The sequence below is a fragment of the Vibrio sp. CB1-14 genome, assembly GCF_040412085.2.
In the GTDB taxonomy this organism is placed as follows: Bacteria; Pseudomonadota; Gammaproteobacteria; order Enterobacterales; family Vibrionaceae; genus Vibrio; species Vibrio chaetopteri.
The window spans coordinates 901,159-920,451 of record NZ_CP115920.1; the positions used below are offsets into that span (position 1 = coordinate 901,159).

The 19,293-nt window shown below is 42.7% G+C and carries 18 protein-coding genes and 1 other RNA gene; 6 read left to right on the top strand and 13 right to left on the bottom strand.

What is annotated here, in order from left to right; genetic code table 11:
- The 5 genes from PG915_RS04035 to PG915_RS04055 form a co-directional block, all read right to left on the bottom strand.
- Nucleotides 1–786 carry a retron system putative HNH endonuclease gene (locus PG915_RS04035; protein ID WP_353497967.1) on the bottom strand — a complete coding sequence of 262 codons (786 nt, stop codon included), beginning with the start codon at nucleotides 784–786 and terminating at the stop codon, nucleotides 1–3.
- Nucleotides 786–2,120, bottom strand: coding sequence for an AAA family ATPase (locus PG915_RS04040; protein WP_353497968.1), 1,335 nt, complete (start codon nucleotides 2,118–2,120; stop codon nucleotides 786–788). The genes PG915_RS04035 and PG915_RS04040 overlap by 1 nt, the downstream gene beginning before the upstream one ends.
- Nucleotides 2,121–2,199: 79 nt before the next feature.
- Entirely contained in the window at nucleotides 2,200–3,453 is a 1,254-nt protein-coding gene (locus PG915_RS04045; RefSeq protein ID WP_353497969.1) for a restriction endonuclease subunit S, read from the bottom strand.
- Entirely contained in the window at nucleotides 3,443–4,975 is a 1,533-nt protein-coding gene (locus PG915_RS04050; RefSeq protein ID WP_353497970.1) for a type I restriction-modification system subunit M, read from the bottom strand. Before PG915_RS04050 ends, PG915_RS04045 begins: the two co-directional genes overlap by 11 nt.
- A gap of 6 nt (nucleotides 4,976–4,981) precedes the next feature.
- Entirely contained in the window at nucleotides 4,982–5,581 is a 600-nt protein-coding gene (locus PG915_RS04055; RefSeq protein ID WP_353497971.1) for a restriction endonuclease subunit S, read from the bottom strand.
- 155 nt (nucleotides 5,582–5,736) lie between these two features.
- On the opposite strand from PG915_RS04055, the gene PG915_RS04060 reads away from it, so the two are divergent.
- On the top strand, nucleotides 5,737–6,495 hold the full coding sequence (locus PG915_RS04060) for a PD-(D/E)XK nuclease superfamily protein (protein ID WP_353497972.1): 759 nt from the start codon (nucleotides 5,737–5,739) through the stop codon (nucleotides 6,493–6,495).
- 13 nt (nucleotides 6,496–6,508) lie between these two features.
- Nucleotides 6,509–6,847 (top strand): hypothetical protein, encoded by a 339-nt coding sequence (locus PG915_RS04065; protein ID WP_019823954.1) that lies wholly within the window; start codon nucleotides 6,509–6,511, stop codon nucleotides 6,845–6,847.
- Nucleotides 6,848–6,929: 82 nt separating this feature from the next.
- On the opposite strand, the gene PG915_RS04070 is transcribed toward PG915_RS04065, so the two are convergent.
- The 5 genes from PG915_RS04070 to smpB all read right to left on the bottom strand — a co-directional run bounded on the left by PG915_RS04070 (nucleotide 6,930) and on the right by smpB (nucleotide 12,417).
- Nucleotides 6,930–9,275: a hypothetical protein gene (locus PG915_RS04070; protein ID WP_353497973.1), complete on the bottom strand. Its 2,346-nt coding sequence runs from the start codon at nucleotides 9,273–9,275 to the stop codon at nucleotides 6,930–6,932.
- Nucleotides 9,276–9,401: 126 nt separating this feature from the next.
- Nucleotides 9,402–9,668 (bottom strand): helix-turn-helix transcriptional regulator, encoded by a 267-nt coding sequence (locus PG915_RS04075; RefSeq protein WP_065607447.1) that lies wholly within the window; start codon nucleotides 9,666–9,668, stop codon nucleotides 9,402–9,404.
- Nucleotides 9,669–10,084: 416 nt separating this feature from the next.
- Nucleotides 10,085–11,314 (bottom strand): integrase domain-containing protein, encoded by a 1,230-nt coding sequence (locus PG915_RS04080; RefSeq protein WP_353497974.1) that lies wholly within the window; start codon nucleotides 11,312–11,314, stop codon nucleotides 10,085–10,087.
- Nucleotides 11,315–11,496: 182 nt separating this feature from the next.
- Nucleotides 11,497–11,863: a transfer-messenger RNA gene (gene ssrA, locus PG915_RS04085) on the bottom strand.
- 68 nt (nucleotides 11,864–11,931) lie between these two features.
- Entirely contained in the window at nucleotides 11,932–12,417 is a 486-nt protein-coding gene (smpB, locus tag PG915_RS04090) for an SsrA-binding protein SmpB (RefSeq protein WP_112460957.1), read from the bottom strand.
- A 175-nt stretch (nucleotides 12,418–12,592) separates the two neighbouring features.
- Between smpB and PG915_RS04095 the strand changes: the two genes are divergently transcribed.
- Both PG915_RS04095 and PG915_RS04100 read left to right on the top strand, forming a co-directional pair.
- Nucleotides 12,593–13,033, top strand: a complete 441-nt coding sequence (locus tag PG915_RS04095) for an SRPBCC family protein (protein WP_338163649.1) — start codon at nucleotides 12,593–12,595, stop codon at nucleotides 13,031–13,033.
- Nucleotides 13,023–13,385: an RnfH family protein gene (locus PG915_RS04100; protein ID WP_353497975.1), complete on the top strand. Its 363-nt coding sequence runs from the start codon at nucleotides 13,023–13,025 to the stop codon at nucleotides 13,383–13,385. Before PG915_RS04095 ends, PG915_RS04100 begins: the two co-directional genes overlap by 11 nt.
- A 63-nt stretch (nucleotides 13,386–13,448) precedes the next feature.
- On the opposite strand, the gene bamE is transcribed toward PG915_RS04100, so the two are convergent.
- The 3 genes from bamE to nadK form a co-directional block, all read right to left on the bottom strand.
- Nucleotides 13,449–13,808, bottom strand: a complete 360-nt coding sequence (bamE, locus tag PG915_RS04105; protein ID WP_042500816.1) for an outer membrane protein assembly factor BamE — start codon at nucleotides 13,806–13,808, stop codon at nucleotides 13,449–13,451.
- 169 nt (nucleotides 13,809–13,977) lie between these two features.
- Nucleotides 13,978–15,642 carry a DNA repair protein RecN gene (gene recN, locus PG915_RS04110; protein WP_353497976.1) on the bottom strand — a complete coding sequence of 555 codons (1,665 nt, stop codon included), beginning with the start codon at nucleotides 15,640–15,642 and terminating at the stop codon, nucleotides 13,978–13,980.
- Nucleotides 15,643–15,857: 215 nt separating this feature from the next.
- Nucleotides 15,858–16,742, bottom strand: coding sequence for an NAD(+) kinase (gene nadK / locus PG915_RS04115; protein WP_353497977.1), 885 nt, complete (start codon nucleotides 16,740–16,742; stop codon nucleotides 15,858–15,860).
- 155 nt (nucleotides 16,743–16,897) lie between these two features.
- On the opposite strand from nadK, the gene grpE reads away from it, so the two are divergent.
- Together grpE and PG915_RS04125 are read left to right on the top strand one after the other, a co-directional pair.
- On the top strand, nucleotides 16,898–17,506 hold the full coding sequence (gene grpE / locus PG915_RS04120) for a nucleotide exchange factor GrpE (protein ID WP_353497978.1): 609 nt from the start codon (nucleotides 16,898–16,900) through the stop codon (nucleotides 17,504–17,506).
- Between the two features lie 273 nt (nucleotides 17,507–17,779).
- Nucleotides 17,780–19,060, top strand: coding sequence for a dicarboxylate/amino acid:cation symporter (locus PG915_RS04125; protein ID WP_353497979.1), 1,281 nt, complete (start codon nucleotides 17,780–17,782; stop codon nucleotides 19,058–19,060).
- Nucleotides 19,061–19,293 lie beyond the last annotated feature (233 nt).

The window sequence follows — 19,293 nt, forward strand, 5'->3', positions numbered from 1 at the left end:
TCAATCTATCTGGGGGCAGTGCTGCTGAATTATTTGTTCACCCATTGCACCAAATAGTAACCTTGTTGCAGAGTGAAATGCTTGGAGTTGAGGGAATGGAGCTTTATTTATATCGTAGTGACAGCGTGGCGTTAGTGTAAGCTCACATTCAACCAAATTTGCAATAGCGTCGATAGCATTGGTATCAACCAACTCATCTATAATTTCTTCAATTTCTTTAAGCCAGCGTTCACGTTCAGCTTTTAAAAATGGAGCATTAAGGTTTAATATATCAATAGTATATTGAGCTTTGTTATGCTTATCCTGTGATAAGCCTGCTTTTGGTATAATGCTCCCGTCAAAAGTAAGGTAACTAAAATAATCTCTACAATTAGCTGATTGAGGAGAAATAAAGAGATTTGGGTCATATGAAAGATCAGGATTGTTATCCTTAAAGTGTCCCCCAAATCGTTGATTACCTGAATAACGCTGTAAATCATCACTATCGAGAGCACACCGTAGAAGGTTACCTTCATCAAAAGTTCTACCTGGATAAAGGTTTTTAGGCTGTTCATGTTCAAAGTGAGCACTTATATTATGGTGCAAACTCAGGTCGGCTAGGTTTAATTCGGTATAACAACATAGCCCATATTGCTCAATAAGCAATTTCTGACAGAGTAGATCACCTGTGTCGTTAAAGTTATGCCAAGCCTGTGTTGCCTCTTCTTTATTTGTCGGAACACCGTTATTTCTTTGAGCAACATCGAGGTTATGGTTTCCTCCTACATTTTTTCTGATCGTGCGCATTACCCTAGCAGTTCCTTACGTTTAATTGTTCGGTCTGCGGCTAATAGATCTGAATGATGGATGCCCATTAGTTCTTCAAGTTTCTGCCTCAGTGTTAAAGCCTCTGGTGTCTTTCCTAGCCCAGCATCTATTATGGCTAAGTACTTTTTTAGGATCTCGCTGTAATCTAGAGGTGGTCGACTATTTACATTGAATACATGGTTAAGAACGTAATTACTCGCTTCTCCATATGTGTTTCCAATAGGATTAGTTGCTTTGTCTTCTTGGATAATGAGGATTTGTTCTTTTTTAACGGTAGTTAAAACCTGTGGGCTGTGAGTAGTTACGATAAATTGAATTCTCGGGAATGCTTCAGCGAGGTTTTGCAGCACCAATTGTTGCCATTGAGGATGAAGGTGCATGTCAACCTCATCAACTAAAACAATACCATTAACATCGGATATAGCATGAGCGCCTAGAGTCGGGTTTAGTTGAATTGCTCTACGAGCAATATCCGCAATCATGCCAATCATATTTCGTACGCCATCACTGAGTAGTGATATGGGTACATTTCCTTGCTCTTTATTAGTGGCGACTACTTGTTTTGCTGATGGGGAGTAGTGTACGTTCGACCAGCCAGATGGCTCTAGAACAATATCTAGCGCTTTTTTTAATGCTAACAAACGATCGGCATGAACATTGCCGTTTACAAGGCTACCAGTATTCATTTGTTCTTGAATTAACATAGAACGTTCGAAGCTTGCCATTGTTTCTTGGTGCAACCAACTTGAAAAAAGCTTGTAGCCACTAGAGGGCTTGTTCCAATCTTTATAACCTTCTAACCTGCTAGTTGTTGAAAGGTTAGGCAGATCAGATGAAGGTTCAAAACTCTGATTCCACAACCTATCCGTACCGTAGCATGCAATTAATGGTAATCTAGGGTTTAGCCCATCTTGGACAAGTTTTTGCAGATGTTTTGATATATTGAGAAGCTCTGGAACTTTAGTTCCAGAGGTTTTTAGTGTATTGCGAGTTCGAGACCAGGTTATAGGGAATGCGTTGTGACTAGATTCATAGGCCTCAGCTTCGACTCTAACTGGAAATTGATACTCCATGGTAAAACCTTGGTCTGGAGAACCAATTTTACCGAGGTGGATATCATTGTTTCGAATAGCTCTATCTTTACTCGTCCCAAACCCACTCAGAAACTGGCCATAAGCAACAGAAATTGCATCTAGCAGTGAGGTTTTACCGTAACCATTAAGACCAACCAATACATTAATGCCAGGCTGAAAATCGCACTTAAACCGTTTGAAGCCTCGGAAGTTTTCTAAAGTTAATGTTTTTAATTTCATATCATTATGAACCCGTTAAATTTATCCCTTGCCCGTAACTGAAGTAGTTAATCCCCTCTCATGAAGAGGGGATACGCTATCAAGCAGCCTCAACCTCATCAACTTTCACGCGACGCTTACCTGTCAACAACTGCTGCATCAGTGCCTTTTTCTCTTGTTTGAAGTGAGCAAGTTTGGCATTCAGAATCTTTAGATTTTCTGAGCTTGTGTGTAGCACATCGGCAATACGCTCTTGTTCACCAAAACTTGGTACGGGTACTTTTGTGTTCATAAACTCAGTAGGTTTGATATTAAGTAAACCATTATTGCGAACACCTGTATTCACCAATGCACCAAGTTGTGGCTTTAGGTAGTCAGCCTCAAACAAATACTTAAAATACCGATGGTTTAGCCCTGCATTGAGCTTAAAGCAAACATACACATGAGGAACTAGACCAGTATCAAAGCTTTCTAGGTCAAAAACGCAGCCAAATTGATATGTTTTTGAATTTCCTTTGTTGTAAGCGAATTCTCCGCGCTTTAACAAAATATAATTTTTTACGCTTTCTCCTGCCATATAACGGCTATATCGATCTTCTTGAGTAACAAAGCCAGATAACGATGATATGGTTAAGATTGGGTGTGCTTCATCGTCAGATTTTTTCTGAATGCGTGTGGCTACCTCGTTTATCGTTTTGTACTTCCACTCCCCCTCAAACGCCTTACCTGTTTCAGGGTTGACCAAACGCTTCTTGCCCGTCAAAAGCTGCTGCATTAGGGCTTTTTTCTGCTGCTTGCTAGTTTTAATCAGCTTTTCAGTGGTGGTAATCGCTTTGTCCCATGTTGAGAGGATTTTGGCGATTTTGCGTTGTTCAGGGAGCGGTGGAACCAGCATTGGTAACTTTTCAAGTGTTGCTTTATTTAGCTTAAAGCGGCCTGCGCCTTGTCTAGAAAGAAAATTCGTAATATCTCTATGCTTAAAGTAATTAAAGAACCACTCTGAATCACAAAAAGTGGAACTTTCTAGTATGTGTGCGTGATTATTAACTGTGCATTTTCCTGAAATAAATTGTGTTTGAGCCATTGCCCCAAACTTCAGAAAGTGATCACCATCTTCTCCAATCAACGCATAAGTCCCATCTTGTTCATATTCTGAGATATAGCCTTGGACTTTAGTTGGCCCATAATATGGGTATTGACCTTTAATTGTTTCTCTTACTTCCTGACTAATAGGTTTTCGAAAGTTATTACGAATATTAAGAGCTTCATCAACTTTACATAACTGCCAGCCAGCTGGAACCTCTGATATTCGAGCTTGAATTAGATCTAATGGTGAAATTGAATCAGGCTTCATATCCTAGCTCCTTTAGGTAAGCTGCCATTTCAGCTTCTAGATCTGCGAGATCGTTTTGCAGTGACAAGCGTTCACTACGTACCGCAACCAAATCAATCTCTTCTTCTTCCTCAAAGGTATCAACATAACGAGGGATGTTGAGGTTGTAGTCATTCTCGGCAATCTCTTCTAGCGAAGCTAGGTATGAGTATTTATCTGTGGTTTCACGTGCCTTGTAGGTATCAACGATTTTCTGAATATTTTCAGGCGTTAATAGGTTCTGGTTTTTACCTGACTTGTACTCACGAGAAGCATCAATAAACAGTACTTTATTATCGTCTTTCTGTTTTTTGAACAGAAGAATAGCCGCTGGAATGCCTGTACCGAAGAACAGTTTCTCGGGCAGACCAATGACGGTATCTAGTAGGTTTTCGTCAATGAGTTGCTTACGGATTTTACCCTCTGAGGAGGAGCGGAATAGCACACCATGAGGCACAACCACCCCCATACGACCGCCTTTTTTACCTTGAGAAGCGGGCTTTAGCGTCTCAATCATGTGTGAGATAAACGCATAGTCACCTTTGGTTTTAGGTGGAATACCGCGACGGAAGCGACCAAAGTGGTCATTGCCTGCATCTTCAAAGCCCCATTTATCAAGAGAGAACGGAGGGTTCGCTGTTACTACATCAAAGTGCAGCAGTCCGCCTTCTTTGTCTTGTAGCTTAGGATTACGGATGGTATCGCCCCACTCAATACGGTGGTTGTCTTCACCGTGTAGGAACATGTTCATCTTAGCTAGTGACCAGGTTGAACCAATCGCTTCTTGTCCAAACAGAGCGTACTGCTTAGAGCCTGCAAAGTTGTTCTGTACTTGCTTACCACACTTCATCAATAGTGAGCCTGAACCACAAGCTGGGTCACAAATGCTGTCACCTTGTTGTGGCTCTAAGATAATAGAAAGCAGATCGGAAACCTCAGGTGGGGTATAGAACTCACCTGCCGACTTACCACTGCCTGCTGCAAAGTGTTTGATGAGGTACTCGTATGCGTTACCAATCACGTCTAGCGAACCAACGCGGCTTGGGCGCAGGTTTAGGGTCTCTTTACCAAAGTCTTCTAGTAGGTGGCGCAGAATGTCGTTTTTCTGCTTTTCGTCACCTAGTTTATCAGTGTTGAAGCTAATGTCTTGGAAGACATTCTTGAGCTTAGTGCCGTTAGCTTCTTCAATCGCATGTAGAGCTTGGTCGATACGAGAACCATTACCAGGCTCATGACGAGCTTCGTACAAATCCCAGAATGTTGAACCTACAGGGATTTTGAAAGATTGGCTTTCCATCATTTCTGAGATCAGCTCAGGAATGTCACCGTACTCTTCTTTAAGTTCATCGTATTTGTCTTGGTGAACATCAGAGATGTACTTTAGGAATAAGGTCGTCAGGATGAAGTCTTTATAGATAGACGGATCAACCGTACCTCGGAAGGTGTCACACGCTCCCCATACCGCTTTGTTGATGTCATCTTGATTGATTTTAGTGTGTGGCATGATTTCCTAGCCCTTAAATTGTTCAGAATTCTGGATTAAGTCAGTAGCTATAGCATTAAGTAGCTGCTGACGATTATTTATAAGCTTATGAAGTAATGCATTTTCTTTAATGCTTGCTGCATAAAGCTTGGCAATAGTGTTCTGTTTTTCTATCTCTGGTATCGATAGCTCAACATCGGCCAATACTGGCTTTCTAATGTTTGTTTGTGTGCTGCCTTCAGCACTCTTTCTAAAGTACTGCTGCACAGGCTTTTGATTGAGCTGCCAAGCCAAGAACATAGGGTTTATCTTATCGCGTTGCGATGACTTGATACGGATCTGAAACAGGCTAGGAGAACTGATTACGTCTTCTAGTTGTTCAGGAACGTAGGCTGCATAAGTTCTCATCCCCTTGGCAATGAACAAAACATCGCCTTGTTCAAGCCACATAGGCTGCTTCTTACCTGTTAATTCCGTTCTCACCAACTCGGTGCTTTGCAATTCACCCAGATCACTGATGTCTTTTGCTTGCACAACTTGAACAGAAGCATTTGGGTCATGCTTGATTGACCCGCGAAATGGGTAGCCAGCATGAATATCCGCTACCTCTGATAGTCGTAGTCTCATTCCAACACCTCAAATTTTAACTTGCACCCATTGTGGTTACTTTAAGCAAATACGTCAAGAAAAAAAATGCAGGAATAAAAAACTGCAAATTTTAAGTTGACTAAATTTCAAACCGATCATAAGATTATTTGCAGTAAACGAATGGAGCAAAAATCATGAGTGGACAAAAAGCAGTACAAAACGGTAAAGCATTTGAGTCAAAGATCTTTGCAGTACTTAAGCAAATCCCAGGCGTGAATGTGATTAAGGATATTCCATATCCATCTATCTACAGTGCTTATTCAACCAAGCATAAAACTAAGATGGAGTTCAGAGCAGAGAACATATCTCTGACATTTGAAACCTTGGATTTCCAAGGTAACAAGATCACCAAAACTCGCTTGTTCAACACATTGAACATTGAGTGTAAGTATCAGGAAGACTCGGGGACGACAGATGAAAAGTACCCACTGGTCTATGAGAACGCACTGATCAGTGATGCTGAAGCCACTCTATTTGTTTACGAAGATCCGTTGAAGAACATTAAGCGTGGTGCGTTGGAGTTTATGTACGACAAGGCACTGAACTCAGGTGAGAGATTAATAGTGATGGACTTTGATAGCTTCCTTGCGAATGTGAATAAGCAATATGCATTGGAGCTTGTTGCGGCAAGGTTTGAGCAAGGTTCTGAGCTATTTCAAGCTAATCACCCTAGGCTGAAAATGCTGGATTCATACTCTCGAAAGCGCTTCAACCAAGCGATGAGAAAGAATGAACAGTGTGGAGAGTTCTTTGACGAGTACCTAGATTGCCAACGTGATTTCCACAATTTTATCGCAAGGCATGGGGTACAAAGCCGTGATTACCTGCCGTATTTAAACAATTTAAGAACCTTACGAGCAGGGATCACTGAATGTTTACCAAACTTAAATTAAGGAGATTTAATCTATGACTGTAACTGAGAAACTATTGGCTGCTCTACTAGAGCGTGGTGTCTTTGATAACGAAGAGCAGAAAGTGTCAGGCATTGCTAAATTAGCTATTGAGAAGAGTTTCGATAGCCTGAGCCATGCTCAGAAGTATGTTCTATCACCATGGCTGTCGCAGCACTGTACAGGCTCAACTGACCCTGGTGGTCATCATAATGGCTGTTGCGTAGAGTTAGATGGCGATGAACTGCTCGAAGCTATCGAATTGGCAGATGACACCGAGTGTTTACAGTGTGATAGCTGCCGTAATGATGATTCATATTACGCACATCAGTACGACAAACTAATGGCTGAGTAGCCAACGGACACTTATGCAATACCATAAACGAAATGCATTATGTTGAATTGGGTTAGCAATTGGCTAACCCGTCTTTTATTGCTTAAGAGTGAAGGTAACTCAGATATCGCTTGGTGTGTTTTGCTAGCGATATTCGCGCTTTTTGATGCTTACCGCCATAGGGGCCGAAATGAAGCCCCAAGGATTTTAGTATGGCTTTAATCATGCGGGTAGCTTTATCAGTACTATCAACCGTTTTAACTTGAGAGTACGTTCCGAGATAGCAATTAAGCAATTTTTGATGTCTCTTTAGACTAGTTGCTATTTTTATAACATCGGACTTAAATATGAACAGTTGGGACTTTTCAACATCGAATTTGTAGCCCCTAAGTACAATCGAGTGAATGATTTTTGCTGATTCATGAAGGTTAGGATCATAGTTCTTTTTACTCGTTGTCAGATACTCATGTCTCACAAAGGGCAGATAATCAAACATCTCTCGATTAAACGACCAGTCAAATTCGACATCTTCACGCGTAACCGACTTAAGAAGGTAGATCTTTTTAACGTCGTATTTTTTTAAAGCGGCAATATCCAGTGAATTTTTCTCATTTGAACGAGTTAACTTTTGTTTTTTTTCTTTTGAAATGTCAGGGCTTTCGATGATTGCTTGGATAAAATGATCATTTAGCTTCTTTTTTTTCAATTGATATAAAAGAAAAGCGTCGTTTTGTCGATTTTGACCTGAACTGGTGACTTTTACATCAAACCCTAATAGCTCCAGAGTATGAAAAAGAGACAGTGCTAATGAAAAGTTTTGTTTTTCTTTTCTTTCAATGACGGATTTTTTCAATTTTTCTTTCTCTTTTTGGATCTTCAGTGCAGAGAAGTCACGGATTTGTCTGAACTTGTGAAAAGTCTGGACTGAAAAGCAAATTGTCGTCGCTTTTCTAAAACGCCGAGAGAAGTTGATGAGTTCTTGAGGGGCTAGGGTTTTGTCACAGATTACATGCACTTTATCAGTGTAATAGGTCTCAATAGAGAAACCTGAACCTAGGCAAGGGGAGGCAAGTATTGCCGCATACTTATGAATCTCATCATTTGGGGAGGCTAGGAAGGCTTTCTGTTCTGGGTTGTCCTTGTTGTCACCATGTACGACCAAAATATTTTGTTTTAGGGCGACATCTTCACAATCTAACCCTTTATGATTTTTAAACTCTAGATCTACGAGGGTTTGTTTAAGTGTTTGACGGCTGTCAAATAAAAACACTCGATCAGAAAGAAGTACCTTCTTAAGATCGGGTTGCTGAAGAAAGACGTCTTTACTTTGAATTTCGGCAGTGATGTGTCGGTAAGGGTTTTCAGTACATTCCATGACTGTTAGGTCACCTCGTATACCCCTTAGGAACTCAAGACTTATATTACTCAGATCAGCATCACCGACAATGACCTTTCTGGCATTGCGGAGTGCTTCACAAATGGCCTGGAAAACGAGGTCGGCATCCATCTGCGGGTTGTTACCTGAGCAGACTATGGCACTAAGTACTTTTTCAAATTCATCGATGATCAATACATCACAGTTGAGCGCTGCATTGAGTAGGTGTGGTTTGTGGATGCTGTTAATGACAAGCGCAAGAGAGTTTGCGCGTTCAATGCCGAACAGGGCATTAGATTGGTAATTTGTCGTATTGTTATTTTTACAAAACTGGTCAACAAGTGCAATTAAATGCGATACGTAGACAACCTTGTTCTTTTCACCAGCGTTTTGGGCGATAGGGCTGAATACATGCTTTGTCTTTCCAACTCCCGTCTTTGCTTTTACTGCAATAGTATGGCTTGCTGTAAAGCTAGGGTGATCGGTTAATGTGTTAATCGACGGCACTCTATATTGCCTAAAGCTGTGGTTGATGTTTAGATTTCCTTCAATCAATATTCGGTTATTAGCAATATATTGATCGAGGGACTGAGTGGCAACTTCACGATCTGATTCTCCTAGGTAGTAAGAAGTTAGATCTTTCGCTGTTTCAAAAGTTAGAGGAATGTATTTAATTGCAACGGAAGATACCAGTTGCAGCAACTCAGCGTCTTTTGTTGCTTGATAGCCTGCGTACAGGTATGCCAACTCATCATCTACCTTAAACATTTTGTCGTTGGCTGCATCATGTATTGGCAGCTTATGTTTGTAGAAGTTAGATCTAAATACATCAGCAGTTCGTGCTGTGTAATTTCTAGAATCAACGATAATACTGCTAATTTTTTGTTTTGCACCTAAGTAGTACCGACATATCTCTGGGATATTTGATATGACGTCATTAGGTGGTGCTACAACCTTGTCCCCAGTATCCGATGGACATTGAATTTTTGGGTGTGCTAACACCCTGACTGTGGACGATTCACTGTTAGATACTACTTGGTGACCGAACGATTGGCCGATTGCGATATTATTCATCTCTACCTCTTGAACTACTGCTAAGAGGAAAGTGGAGTATTTGTTAGTTATGTATATATATTTAGAAAAGCTCCACTTTCCCTTTTTATCTTTGAGCATGCTAAAGCATGCAATATCAACTAGTTGTTAAGCTGCTGATTGGTAGAAAGTGTTTTCGAGTAGAGATTGTCTCTGAACTAGTAAGTCAGAAACGGTTTCACGCAAATCTTGCCCTGTCGCCATAGCAAGGATCGTCATATCGACTTCATGCGAAAGAAAGCCAACGGAGTTTGCTCCAAGAGGTATTGAGGGCGGGAATGTGCCATCATTGATTTTGCGGTGAAGTGTCGCTTTTGAGAAAGGGATACGTTTTAGAACTTCAGTTTTACGTTCGATGCGGAAATTTGTGTTCATAGGGAGACTTCCAATTCATTTAATTACAGTTTGCGTAAGTTCTCTTAGTAGTTGCTCTGCATCTATGCTTGCCATTCCATTTAACATGGTTGTGCAACCCACATGTGTAGGTAGACAGATCCTATGTAAAAATAGAATTAGTTTGAATGTAAGCTTTTATGCGAAAGGAATAGTCTCAAGCACAAAAATTTTCTTTAAAACACAAGCGTAGAGCTAAAAATAGCTACTAGAGATATATAAATGAATCAAAAGTATTGCTGCGGTATACACCAAATTGAATTTGATGGTGTTTACGTGTTCTGTATTTGTCTCCTGTTGTTAAAGTTACTTATTCGTCTGGATGCATCTAGATATAATTTATTTGATGATCTTAAGTCAATGATAAGTAACTAAAACAATGTAAAGTGTGACGCTTGTCACGCTGGGGTGGGTTTGGCTATAGTGTTTGCGTTGAAAGAGGCGGTTAAAATGTAGTCACTCCACCAGGCCATGATGTTTCGGCGCTTTTCTAAGTATTCTGCGTTGTTATAGATGTCGCGAATAGTATTTTGATCAACATGGGCAAGACAAAGTTCGATTGCATCCTTATCAAATCCCTGTTCGTTCAAAGCTGTACTACCGATCGAACGCATACCGTGGCTTACTAGTATTCCCGCCATTCCAGCTCTCTTAATTACGGCATTAACCGACTGGCTATTCATATGGCTGCTTGGGGTTTTGCTACTTGGGAATATATACTGCTGTCCAAATGAGATGGGCTTCATGAACTCTAACAATTGAAGAGTAGCGTCAGTTAAAGGTATTTTATGATCCCGCTTCATCTTCATTTTTTCTTTTGGTATAACCCAAAGCCTTTTGTCAGTGTCAATTTCGCTCCACTCTGCGGTGGCACACTCAACAGGGCGAGTTAACGTATGAAGTTGAAATTCAAAGGCACAGCGAGTCGCCATTTTAGTATTTACTTTTGACATGGCGTTCATCAGAAAACTAAGATTTTTTGGTTCTATCGTTTTCATATGCATGGTTTTAGGTTTTCTGAAAACCTGTTTGATATCTGCTAATGGGTTAGCTTCAATCTTTCCCATATTAGTTGCGTAGATCATGACTTCATTTATACGCTGACAAACACGTTTGACAGTTTCTAATGAACCTTGTTGTTCTAAAGGTCTCAGTTGTTTAATGACAGTTGGAGCAAGTATATCGCGTATAGGTAGCTGTCCCAGGTTTGGGAAAATGTGCAGTTCTAGCGAACGCCAAATGTCGTCAGCATAGTCGCTTGATACAGAGTCGCGCTTTAATTCAAACCATTCCATAGCTACGGTTTTTAAAGTGTCTTCAACTGCAAGTTGTTCAGCCACTAACTTGTTATCTCTATGCGTTTTTGGATCTATCCCTTCCGCAACGAGTTGACGCATTTCTCGTGTCTTCTCTCTTGCAGATGCGAGAGTTATGTCTGGAAATACGCCGAGACCGATATTCTTGCGTTTTTTGGTCACTGGGTGGGTGTAATTGAAAATCCAAGACTTAGTGCCGTTGGGCTTTATTCTTAGTAGTAACCCGTTACCGTCACCTAGAGAGTATTCTTTGTCTTGTGGCTTCGATTTACTCACTTGCGTAGTAGATAAGGGCTTGATTGATTTAGCCATTCTGTCTTCCTCTGACTGATGTAACACTAGATTGGTAACACTGCTGGTGGTGTTACATCGTATGTTACTTTAAGACCGAGGTTTAGTGAAACGGTATGAGACGCGGTGATCTAGAGAGGCCTGATTTTATAAGGCTTCAGATACAAAAACGGGACATCCTGAGATGTCCCGTTCCAAACGTTTGGTGGAGCTGGCGGGAGTTGAACCCGCGTCCAAAAACCATTCATCATTGGTACTACATGCTTAGTCGATCTTTAAATTCACCACCAACCTGCGAACCGACACGCTAGTTAATGGCTATCCTGAATTGAATTTCGAACTTCATCTCTCAGGCGGGAGAATCCGATCTAGCTAGTTTGGGTTTGACTCTTTGTTGTTCCCCGTCTTACAAGCGGAAGCTAGGGCAAAGAGGCTCTGAGCAGGTTATTAAGCTGCTAGTGCGTAGTTTTCGTCGTTTGCGACTATTTTTTTGCGGCTTTTTACGTGGCCAACCGCCCCACGGCATGCACCTCAGACTTCAAAATTCCTGTCGAATCCTAAATCAGCCCCAAAGTGTTCTTCGCATGTTACCAGAAAAGCATGGCCTGTCTAGCACTGCGGAGTTTAACTGGTCAGTTTTAGCGCAAATTACTTTTCATGATTCGCGCTTTATCACGTGCCCAATCTTTTTCTTTCAAATCAGCACGTTTGTCGTGAAGCTTTTTACCTTTCGCGACGCCCACTTTGATCTTAGCCCAAGAACGCGACCAGTACATAGTCGTAGCAACAAGCGTCATGCCGTCACGGTTAACTAGACCAATAAGTTTGTCCAGTTCGCGGCGATGCAAGAGCAGTTTGCGTACGCGTGTTGGTTCGGCAACAATGTGAGTTGATGCTTGGTTAAGCGGAATGATTGACATGCCGCTGATGTAAGCTTGGCCATCACGTAGGAAAACGTAGCTCTCAGCGATATTCGCTTTGCCTGAGCGTAGGGATTTTACTTCCCAGCCTTGCAGTTCGATACCAGCTTCGATCTCGTCTTGAATGTGAAATTCGTGGCGAGCTTTCTTGTTCTGAGCGATGGTATTGCTACCCGCTTTATTCTTTGAATTCTTCTTTACCATAATGGCGTCATTATACGGCGAGTTTTTGCGTTTAGGGAAGGGTTTTATTTGCCAAGCTTTTGTTTTGTGTGAGCGCGCGTTACCTCCCGATTATTAAAGGGTATGAGCGTGTGACTTGAGCTAACAGCTGCTTAACAGTAGAATCGGAGGCAACCTTTTAGTTTGGGGAGTTTTTATGCAACAAGTGACTCGCTCGGCGCTCGTGATGTTTAGCGCTGATCAAATGTTTAACTTGGTTAATGATGTCGCCAGTTATCCTGATTTTTTGCCGGGCTGTTCAGGCTCGCGTGTACTAGAGACAACAAACTCAGCGATGGTTGCGTCGGTAGACGTTTCAAAGGCAGGGATCAGTAAAACATTTACCACTGCGAATACTTTGGTGCATGGAAGCGAGATTCTGATGGAGCTGGTGGACGGCCCATTTAAAATGCTTAAAGGCGTTTGGTCTTTTATTCCACTCGATGATCAGGCGTGCAAAGTTGAGCTAAAACTTGAGTTTGAATTCTCAAGTAAAATGATTGAACTGGCGTTTGGAAAGATCTTCCACGATGTCACGAGTAATATGGTGAACGCATTTACTAAGCGTGCCAAAGAGGTGTACACCTATGAGTGCTGACGCTCAGCTTATTCACGTAGAGGTGGTTTACGCCTTGCCTAATGAACAGCGTGTTTTTCAGTTGGTGGTTAATCATGAATCGACGGTGGAAGAGATTATCCAAAAGTCGGGCGTGCTGTCGGTGTATCCAGAGATAGATTTGTCGACCAATAAGGTTGGCGTGTTTAGTCGCAACGTGAAGTTGGACGCAACGGTAAGAGATAAAGACCGTATTGAGATTTATCGCCCGCTACTTGCCGATCCAAAAGAAATTAGACGTAAACGTGCAGAGCAAGCCAAAAACGCGGGCAAAGCCGATCCGGTGACGGGCGGTAAGCCATCGCCAGTTCGAAAGAGTGCAGAGGCAAGCTAACGCTATAGCTTCAATAGAAACGAAAAAAGCTCGCCTAGGCGAGCTTTTTTGTATTTTAACGATCTAGTTCAGTGCGTCGAAGAAGTTATCGCTTGCTTCGTAGTCGCCAGCGATAGACGCCAACACGCCGTTACCGTCAAAGTTGACGACTAGGTTCTGCTGAACAGAATCGTCGTGTCCCTTGGTTGCGTGGTAGATGTAGTACCAAGTATTCGGGTAGCCGTTTTCAATGAGCATTGGTGAGCCAAGAACGAAGCGAACTTGTTCTTTGGTCATGCCATAACGTAACTGGTCTACCGCACTCTGCTCAACGAAGTTGCCTTGGTTGATATCAATGCGATATACGATTTTTTCTATTACTGAACATCCTGTCAGCACACTAAGTGCTAGTGGTAATGCAAGTAACCACTTCTTAAATTGCATAGCTTTAATTTACAACGTCGATTTGTGAAACTGCAAAGATAATAAACAAGGATGAGCCAGAAGTAAAAACTTGTCTGCGTAAGATTGTCGCTCAAGCTCGGTTTTATGAGTTAAGCAACAATCCTCGGTTAATCTTGGCTTGCTAGGGAACTATCTCATCACAGTGCAATCACGCGGCGATCAGTAGCTCTTTAGCGTTGGCGAGTGTTGAGTCGGTGATTTGGCTGCCACCAAGTAGGCGAGCAAGTTCGGTGACACGCTCTTGCTCGTTTAGAGTCAACATACTGGTCTCGGTTTTATTGGCTTTGGTCGTTTTGGTAACAAACAATTGCTGATGGCCATGACCGGCCACTTGCGGCAAGTGGGTCACACACAGCACTTGCGTTGACTCACCAAGCTTACGAAGCATTTTACCCACCACTGCAGCAGTTGGTCCGCTGATACCGACATCCACTTCATCGAAGATTAGGCTTGGTGTATCGACTTTTTGTGCGGTGATCACTTGGATAGCTAAGGAGATCCGAGATAGCTCACCACCAGAGGCCACTTTGGCGATCGGCTGCATAGGCTGGCCTGGGTTGGTGGAGACCAAGAACACCACGCTATCCATGCCTGTTGGGGAAGGATGGTCAGATTGGAATGCGACATCAATGGCGAATTTGGCTTTTTCCATACTGAGTTCATGCATGCTTTGAGAAATCAGCTTGTTGAGCTCTTTTGCGTAGCGTCCACGAGATTTATTCAGTTTTTCACTGACTCTGACATAAGCATCAAAGTGGTTGGCCACTTCTTGCTCCATTTCTGCCATTTTTTCATCCGAGCAATCTAGAGCTTCGATTTGTGCGAGCAAGTCCTGATGGTGCTGGTATAGCTCCTCAGGCATCACATGGTGTTTACGAGCCAGCGACATGATTTTAGAAAAACGCTCTTCAACATAAGCCATGCGCTCCGGATCAACATCAATCTTGTCGAGATAATTGCGAAGCTCAGTATTGGCTTCCTCAATTTGGATGATGGCTTCTTCAATCATGTTAGGAAGTGGCGTTAGGCTAGCGTCGAGCTCGGCAAGCTGCAGCAATTTGCTGCTGGCGGTTTGTAGCATAGCAAGTGCGTTTACTTCATCACCCTCGTAGATGATGTCGATGGCTTGTTGGCACGTCACTGCCAATTCACCACTGTTGGATAAACGCTTGTGTTCTTGTTCAAGACCGGGGAATTCGTCTTCTCCAATCGCTAGCTCATTGAGTTCTTTGATTTGATATTCAAGCAACTGCAGCTGAGCCAGGTTGTTAGCACTGTTTTCTTTCAGTTTGGTGAGTGCAATATCGGCATTACGCCAGGTTTGGTACTTTGAACGAACCTGTTTAAGCAGTGCGGTGTGGCCTGCGTATTGGTCAAGCAAGCTGAGCTGATAATCACTCTTCATCAATTGGTGATGCGCATGCTGACCGTGGATGTTTATCAACAGTTGGCCAAGCGATTTTAGCTGTGACAAGGGAACCGGACTGCCGTTAATGAAAGCGCGCGAGCGCCCTTCTTTGGTAATGGTGCGGCGCAAAATACATTCAGTGCCATCAAACAGGTCATTGTCTTCGAGCCAGCGTGTCGCTTGTTGATTGTCCTCAATCGCAAAAGCGGCAGTGACTTCGGTTTTGTCTTCACCAGCACGTACAGCGCCAGCGTCGGCACGGCCACCTAAACACAGCCCAAGCGCGTCGATAGCAATGGATTTACCTGCGCCGGTTTCGCCAGTGATGGTTGTCATACCTGTACATAGTTCTAACTGCAGCGATTTTACGATAGCAAAATTATTAACACTTAGATGAGACAGCATTTTATTTACCTGTTTAAATGAACATTACTGTATGTAAGTTCAGTATATACTGTTTCTTTATACAGTAAAGTTGCACAGGTAAATTTTTATGTGACAGGACGCACTGTTGCCGATTATTTGATCGAAAAGAAAGGGATTTAACCGGCGGATACAAAAAAGCCTCAATGGCAATATTGAGGCTATCGATAGGAATGGAGGCTATCTATCTGATTTATTTAAAACAGTTTACTCGACCATCCGAGTTTATTTCGCAGTACGTGATAGTAGCTATAGTCTTTTGGATGGATCAGTTTTAGCGCGTTCGGACTTTGATAGATGTGGATTTCGTCACCAGGCGATACAGGTAGCGAGATTTGTCCGTCGCAGCTGACTTCTTGTGTGCCACGGTTATCAGGGGACACCACCAGCTTAATACGGCAGTTGCCATCAACCACCAATGGGCGACTCGACAAGGTATGTGGGAACATCGGTACCAATGAGATTGCATTGAGTTGTGATGATAATATAGGGCCACCGCCGGAGAGTGAGTAGGCAGTGGAGCCTGTTGGCGTAGACACAATAAGCCCGTCAGATCGCAAACTGAACGCGAATGAGTCATCAATATAGACTTCAAACTCGATCATGTGTGCGACTTGTCCCGGGTGAAGAACCGCTTCATTGAGTGCTGCGTTATGACTTTTTATTTGGCCGTGTCGATGAATTTCCGCTTCTAGGAGAAAACGTTTCTCCTCAAGGTATTCACCATTGAGCACGGATTCGAGTGCGGTTTCAAAGCCTTCAGGATTTAGATCTGTAAGAAAGCCAAGGTTGCCACGATTGACGCCAATTACAGCCACATCGAATCGAGACAGTACTCGAGCTGCGCCAAGCATATTTCCGTCGCCGCCAACCACAATAGCTAAGTCGGCTTCTCGGCCTATACGAACTAAGCTGAAGAAGTGCTGCCTTGGGATGTCGACAAGAATATCGATCAGACGATCATCGACAAGAACCTTGTAGCCTTTCGAGGTGAGCCACAAAAACAGCTCTTTATGGGTTTGAATGGCTTGCTGAGCTCGAGGTTTGCCTATGATGGCGATCACCTCAAAGGGTTTTTTCATATCACTTCCAAACTAATAGTGCTTGAATCACAAATCTTCATCCCCATAATATACCCAAAGTATGTATATATGCAGTGTTTGGTGCGATTTAGTTCCTAAGAATTGTGAGTGAGTCGTATTATGCATTGCCTTGAAGCGAGTATTCCGGAGAGACCATGAGCAACGAAGAAAACAAGGTAAATCAAGAAGAGCTAAACACCCAAGAAGCGGAAGCAAAACAGGAAGATGCAGAGGTGGTAGGTTCTGACGCTGACGTGGAATGGAACGAAGAATCCGAGCAAGACATTCAAGAAGCTAAGATTGCTCAACTAGAAGCGGCGCTACTGTCTAGCGAAGCGAAAGTGAAAGATCAGCAAGATTCTGTTCTACGCGCGAAAGCAGATATTGAAAACATGCGTCGTCGCACAGAGCAAGAAATTGATAAAGCTCGTAAGTACGCACTGAACAAGTTCGCTGAAGAACTTTTACCAGTGATTGATAACCTAGAGCGTGCTATCGCAGCCGCAGATGCTGAAAACGAAGCAGTAAAACCGATCGTTGAAGGTGTTGAAATGACGCATAAGACGTTTGTTGATGTGGTTGCTAAGTTTGGTCTAAAAGAGATCAACCCAGAAGGTGAAGCATTCAACCCTGAGCAGCACCAAGCAATGTCTATTCAGGAAAGTGCCGATCACGAGCCAAATACCGTCATGTTTGTTATGCAAAAGGGTTACGAGCTCAATGGCCGTGTTATCCGTCCTGCCATGGTAATGGTGTCAAAGTAGCAGATTATTTCTAGGGGTTGACACTAGAGGTTTATCCCAACGAATTTGCCTATTCTATAAAATGAAGCCTTATTGGCTTCATTTTTTTTGGTTTATTGTTCTAGTTTCTTTCAATAATTTGGAGTTATAAACTTTAAGAAATGGATAAGAAAATGTAAAATTTATGCTTTCATTTTGACTTCATATCTGTAATATCCCCTGAGCTTTCTATAAATAAGAAAGTAAATAACTATAAAAGTGTAGGGAATAAACACAACATTCTGGAGTTTTTGAATGAATAAATCACTATCCCAAAAGATCTTTGTAGGTCTATTTGCTGGCCTTTTGATTGGTACAGCGATTCAATACCTTTTCGCAGGTGTTAGCCTTTTTGACCAATATCTACTTGGTTTTGCAGAAGGCGTAGGCGGCATGTTCGTCTCTTTAATCAAACTACTCGTTGTACCATTGGTATACGTTTCTATCGTTTGCGGTATCGTAGAACTTAAAGACATCAACTCTTTCGGTCGCCTTGGCGGCAAAACCTTTGCGCTTTATATTCTTAATACAGTGATCGCGATTACTTTTGCACTTGCTATCGGTATGATCGTTCAGCCGGGTGCAGGCGCTAACCTAGGTGGCACAGTGGCTGAAGCTGTTGAGCTCACGTCAACCACGACACCTGATATCTTCTCAATGATCACCAACATTGTACCAAGCAACCCTATTCAGGCGTTTGCTAACGGTGACATGTTACAAATCATCTTTATGGCGATTCTGACTGGTCTGGCTATCCAAGCTCTGGATAAAAAAGGCGGCCCTGCTATCAACGCATTCAAAGTAGCGAATGACGTGATGATGAAGTTGATTGGTCTTGTAATGAGCCTAGCGCCTTACGGTGTATTCGCACTGATGATTCAACTTGGCGCAACGCTTGATGCCAACACATTAGCATCGGTAGCGGGTTATGTGGCACTGGTTGTGGGTATTCTTGTTCTGTGGATCTTTGTGGTTTACCCACTTATGGTTGGCGCAACGACGAAAATGACGCCAGCACAGTTTATTCGTGCGACACGTGAGCAGGTTCTGTTCTCGCTATCAACGGCAAGCTCTAACGCGACGATTCCAGTGACTATGCGTACTTTGACAGACAAGATTGGTGTGTCTAAATCTGTAGCAGGATTTGGTGTGCCACTGGGTGCGACTATGAACATGGCAGGCGCGTCTATCTACATCGCGATTGCGGCTATCTTCATCGCGAATGCCTTCGGTCAGCCTATCCAAATGGGCGATCTGTTTACTCTAGGCTTTACGGTACTACTACTTTCAATTGGTGCTGGTGGTGTTCCTGGCGGCGGTGTAGTGATGATTGGTGTTATCCTTCACCAACTAGGCTTGCCACCAGAAGGTCTAGCAATTGTTGCTGCTGTTGACCGTATCAACGATATGTTCTGTACTAGCTCAAATGTTGTCGGTGATACTGCAGTGAACACGATTGTTGCTGGTAGCGAAGGTGAAATTGGTGAGCCAGCAGAGCAAGAAGCTGACGCAGTGCTTGCTCAGAGCCGTGCGTAGTAAAAAATAGTTTCGCTAGATAAAAAACGGAGCCCATTATGGCTTCGTTTTTATTTTTCAAACAATTACAACGTCAGTCATTGGGTGTAAATGATGTTCAGATGCACAATGACAACAGAAAAAACTTAAACTTTTTTCACTTCTTCCCTTGAAAAGCATTTTGACGCCCTTATCTATGGGTCATACAGAAAACAAACCTATTGCGAGCGGACAGTTTTGTCGGCTCTCAGCCT

Coding starts and splice junctions, on each gene's coding strand:
- PG915_RS04045 (WP_353497969.1), bottom strand. CDS start 3,453: ATGAAGCCTGATTCAATTTCACCATTAGATCTAATTCAAGCTCGAATA.
- PG915_RS04035 (WP_353497967.1), bottom strand. CDS start 786: ATGCGCACGATCAGAAAAAATGTAGGAGGAAACCATAACCTCGATGTT.
- recN (WP_353497976.1), bottom strand. CDS start 15,642: ATGCTGTCTCATCTAAGTGTTAATAATTTTGCTATCGTAAAATCGCTG.
- PG915_RS04125 (WP_353497979.1), top strand. CDS start 17,780: ATGAATAAATCACTATCCCAAAAGATCTTTGTAGGTCTATTTGCTGGC.
- smpB (WP_112460957.1), bottom strand. CDS start 12,417: ATGGTAAAGAAGAATTCAAAGAATAAAGCGGGTAGCAATACCATCGCT.
- bamE (WP_042500816.1), bottom strand. CDS start 13,808: ATGCAATTTAAGAAGTGGTTACTTGCATTACCACTAGCACTTAGTGTG.
- PG915_RS04075 (WP_065607447.1), bottom strand. CDS start 9,668: ATGAACACAAATTTCCGCATCGAACGTAAAACTGAAGTTCTAAAACGT.
- PG915_RS04040 (WP_353497968.1), bottom strand. CDS start 2,120: ATGAAATTAAAAACATTAACTTTAGAAAACTTCCGAGGCTTCAAACGG.
- PG915_RS04100 (WP_353497975.1), top strand. CDS start 13,023: ATGAGTGCTGACGCTCAGCTTATTCACGTAGAGGTGGTTTACGCCTTG.
- PG915_RS04095 (WP_338163649.1), top strand. CDS start 12,593: ATGCAACAAGTGACTCGCTCGGCGCTCGTGATGTTTAGCGCTGATCAA.
- PG915_RS04060 (WP_353497972.1), top strand. CDS start 5,737: ATGAGTGGACAAAAAGCAGTACAAAACGGTAAAGCATTTGAGTCAAAG.
- nadK (WP_353497977.1), bottom strand. CDS start 16,742: ATGAAAAAACCCTTTGAGGTGATCGCCATCATAGGCAAACCTCGAGCT.
- PG915_RS04080 (WP_353497974.1), bottom strand. CDS start 11,314: ATGGCTAAATCAATCAAGCCCTTATCTACTACGCAAGTGAGTAAATCG.
- PG915_RS04055 (WP_353497971.1), bottom strand. CDS start 5,581: ATGAGACTACGACTATCAGAGGTAGCGGATATTCATGCTGGCTACCCA.
- PG915_RS04065 (WP_019823954.1), top strand. CDS start 6,509: ATGACTGTAACTGAGAAACTATTGGCTGCTCTACTAGAGCGTGGTGTC.
- PG915_RS04070 (WP_353497973.1), bottom strand. CDS start 9,275: ATGAATAATATCGCAATCGGCCAATCGTTCGGTCACCAAGTAGTATCT.
- grpE (WP_353497978.1), top strand. CDS start 16,898: ATGAGCAACGAAGAAAACAAGGTAAATCAAGAAGAGCTAAACACCCAA.
- PG915_RS04050 (WP_353497970.1), bottom strand. CDS start 4,975: ATGCCACACACTAAAATCAATCAAGATGACATCAACAAAGCGGTATGG.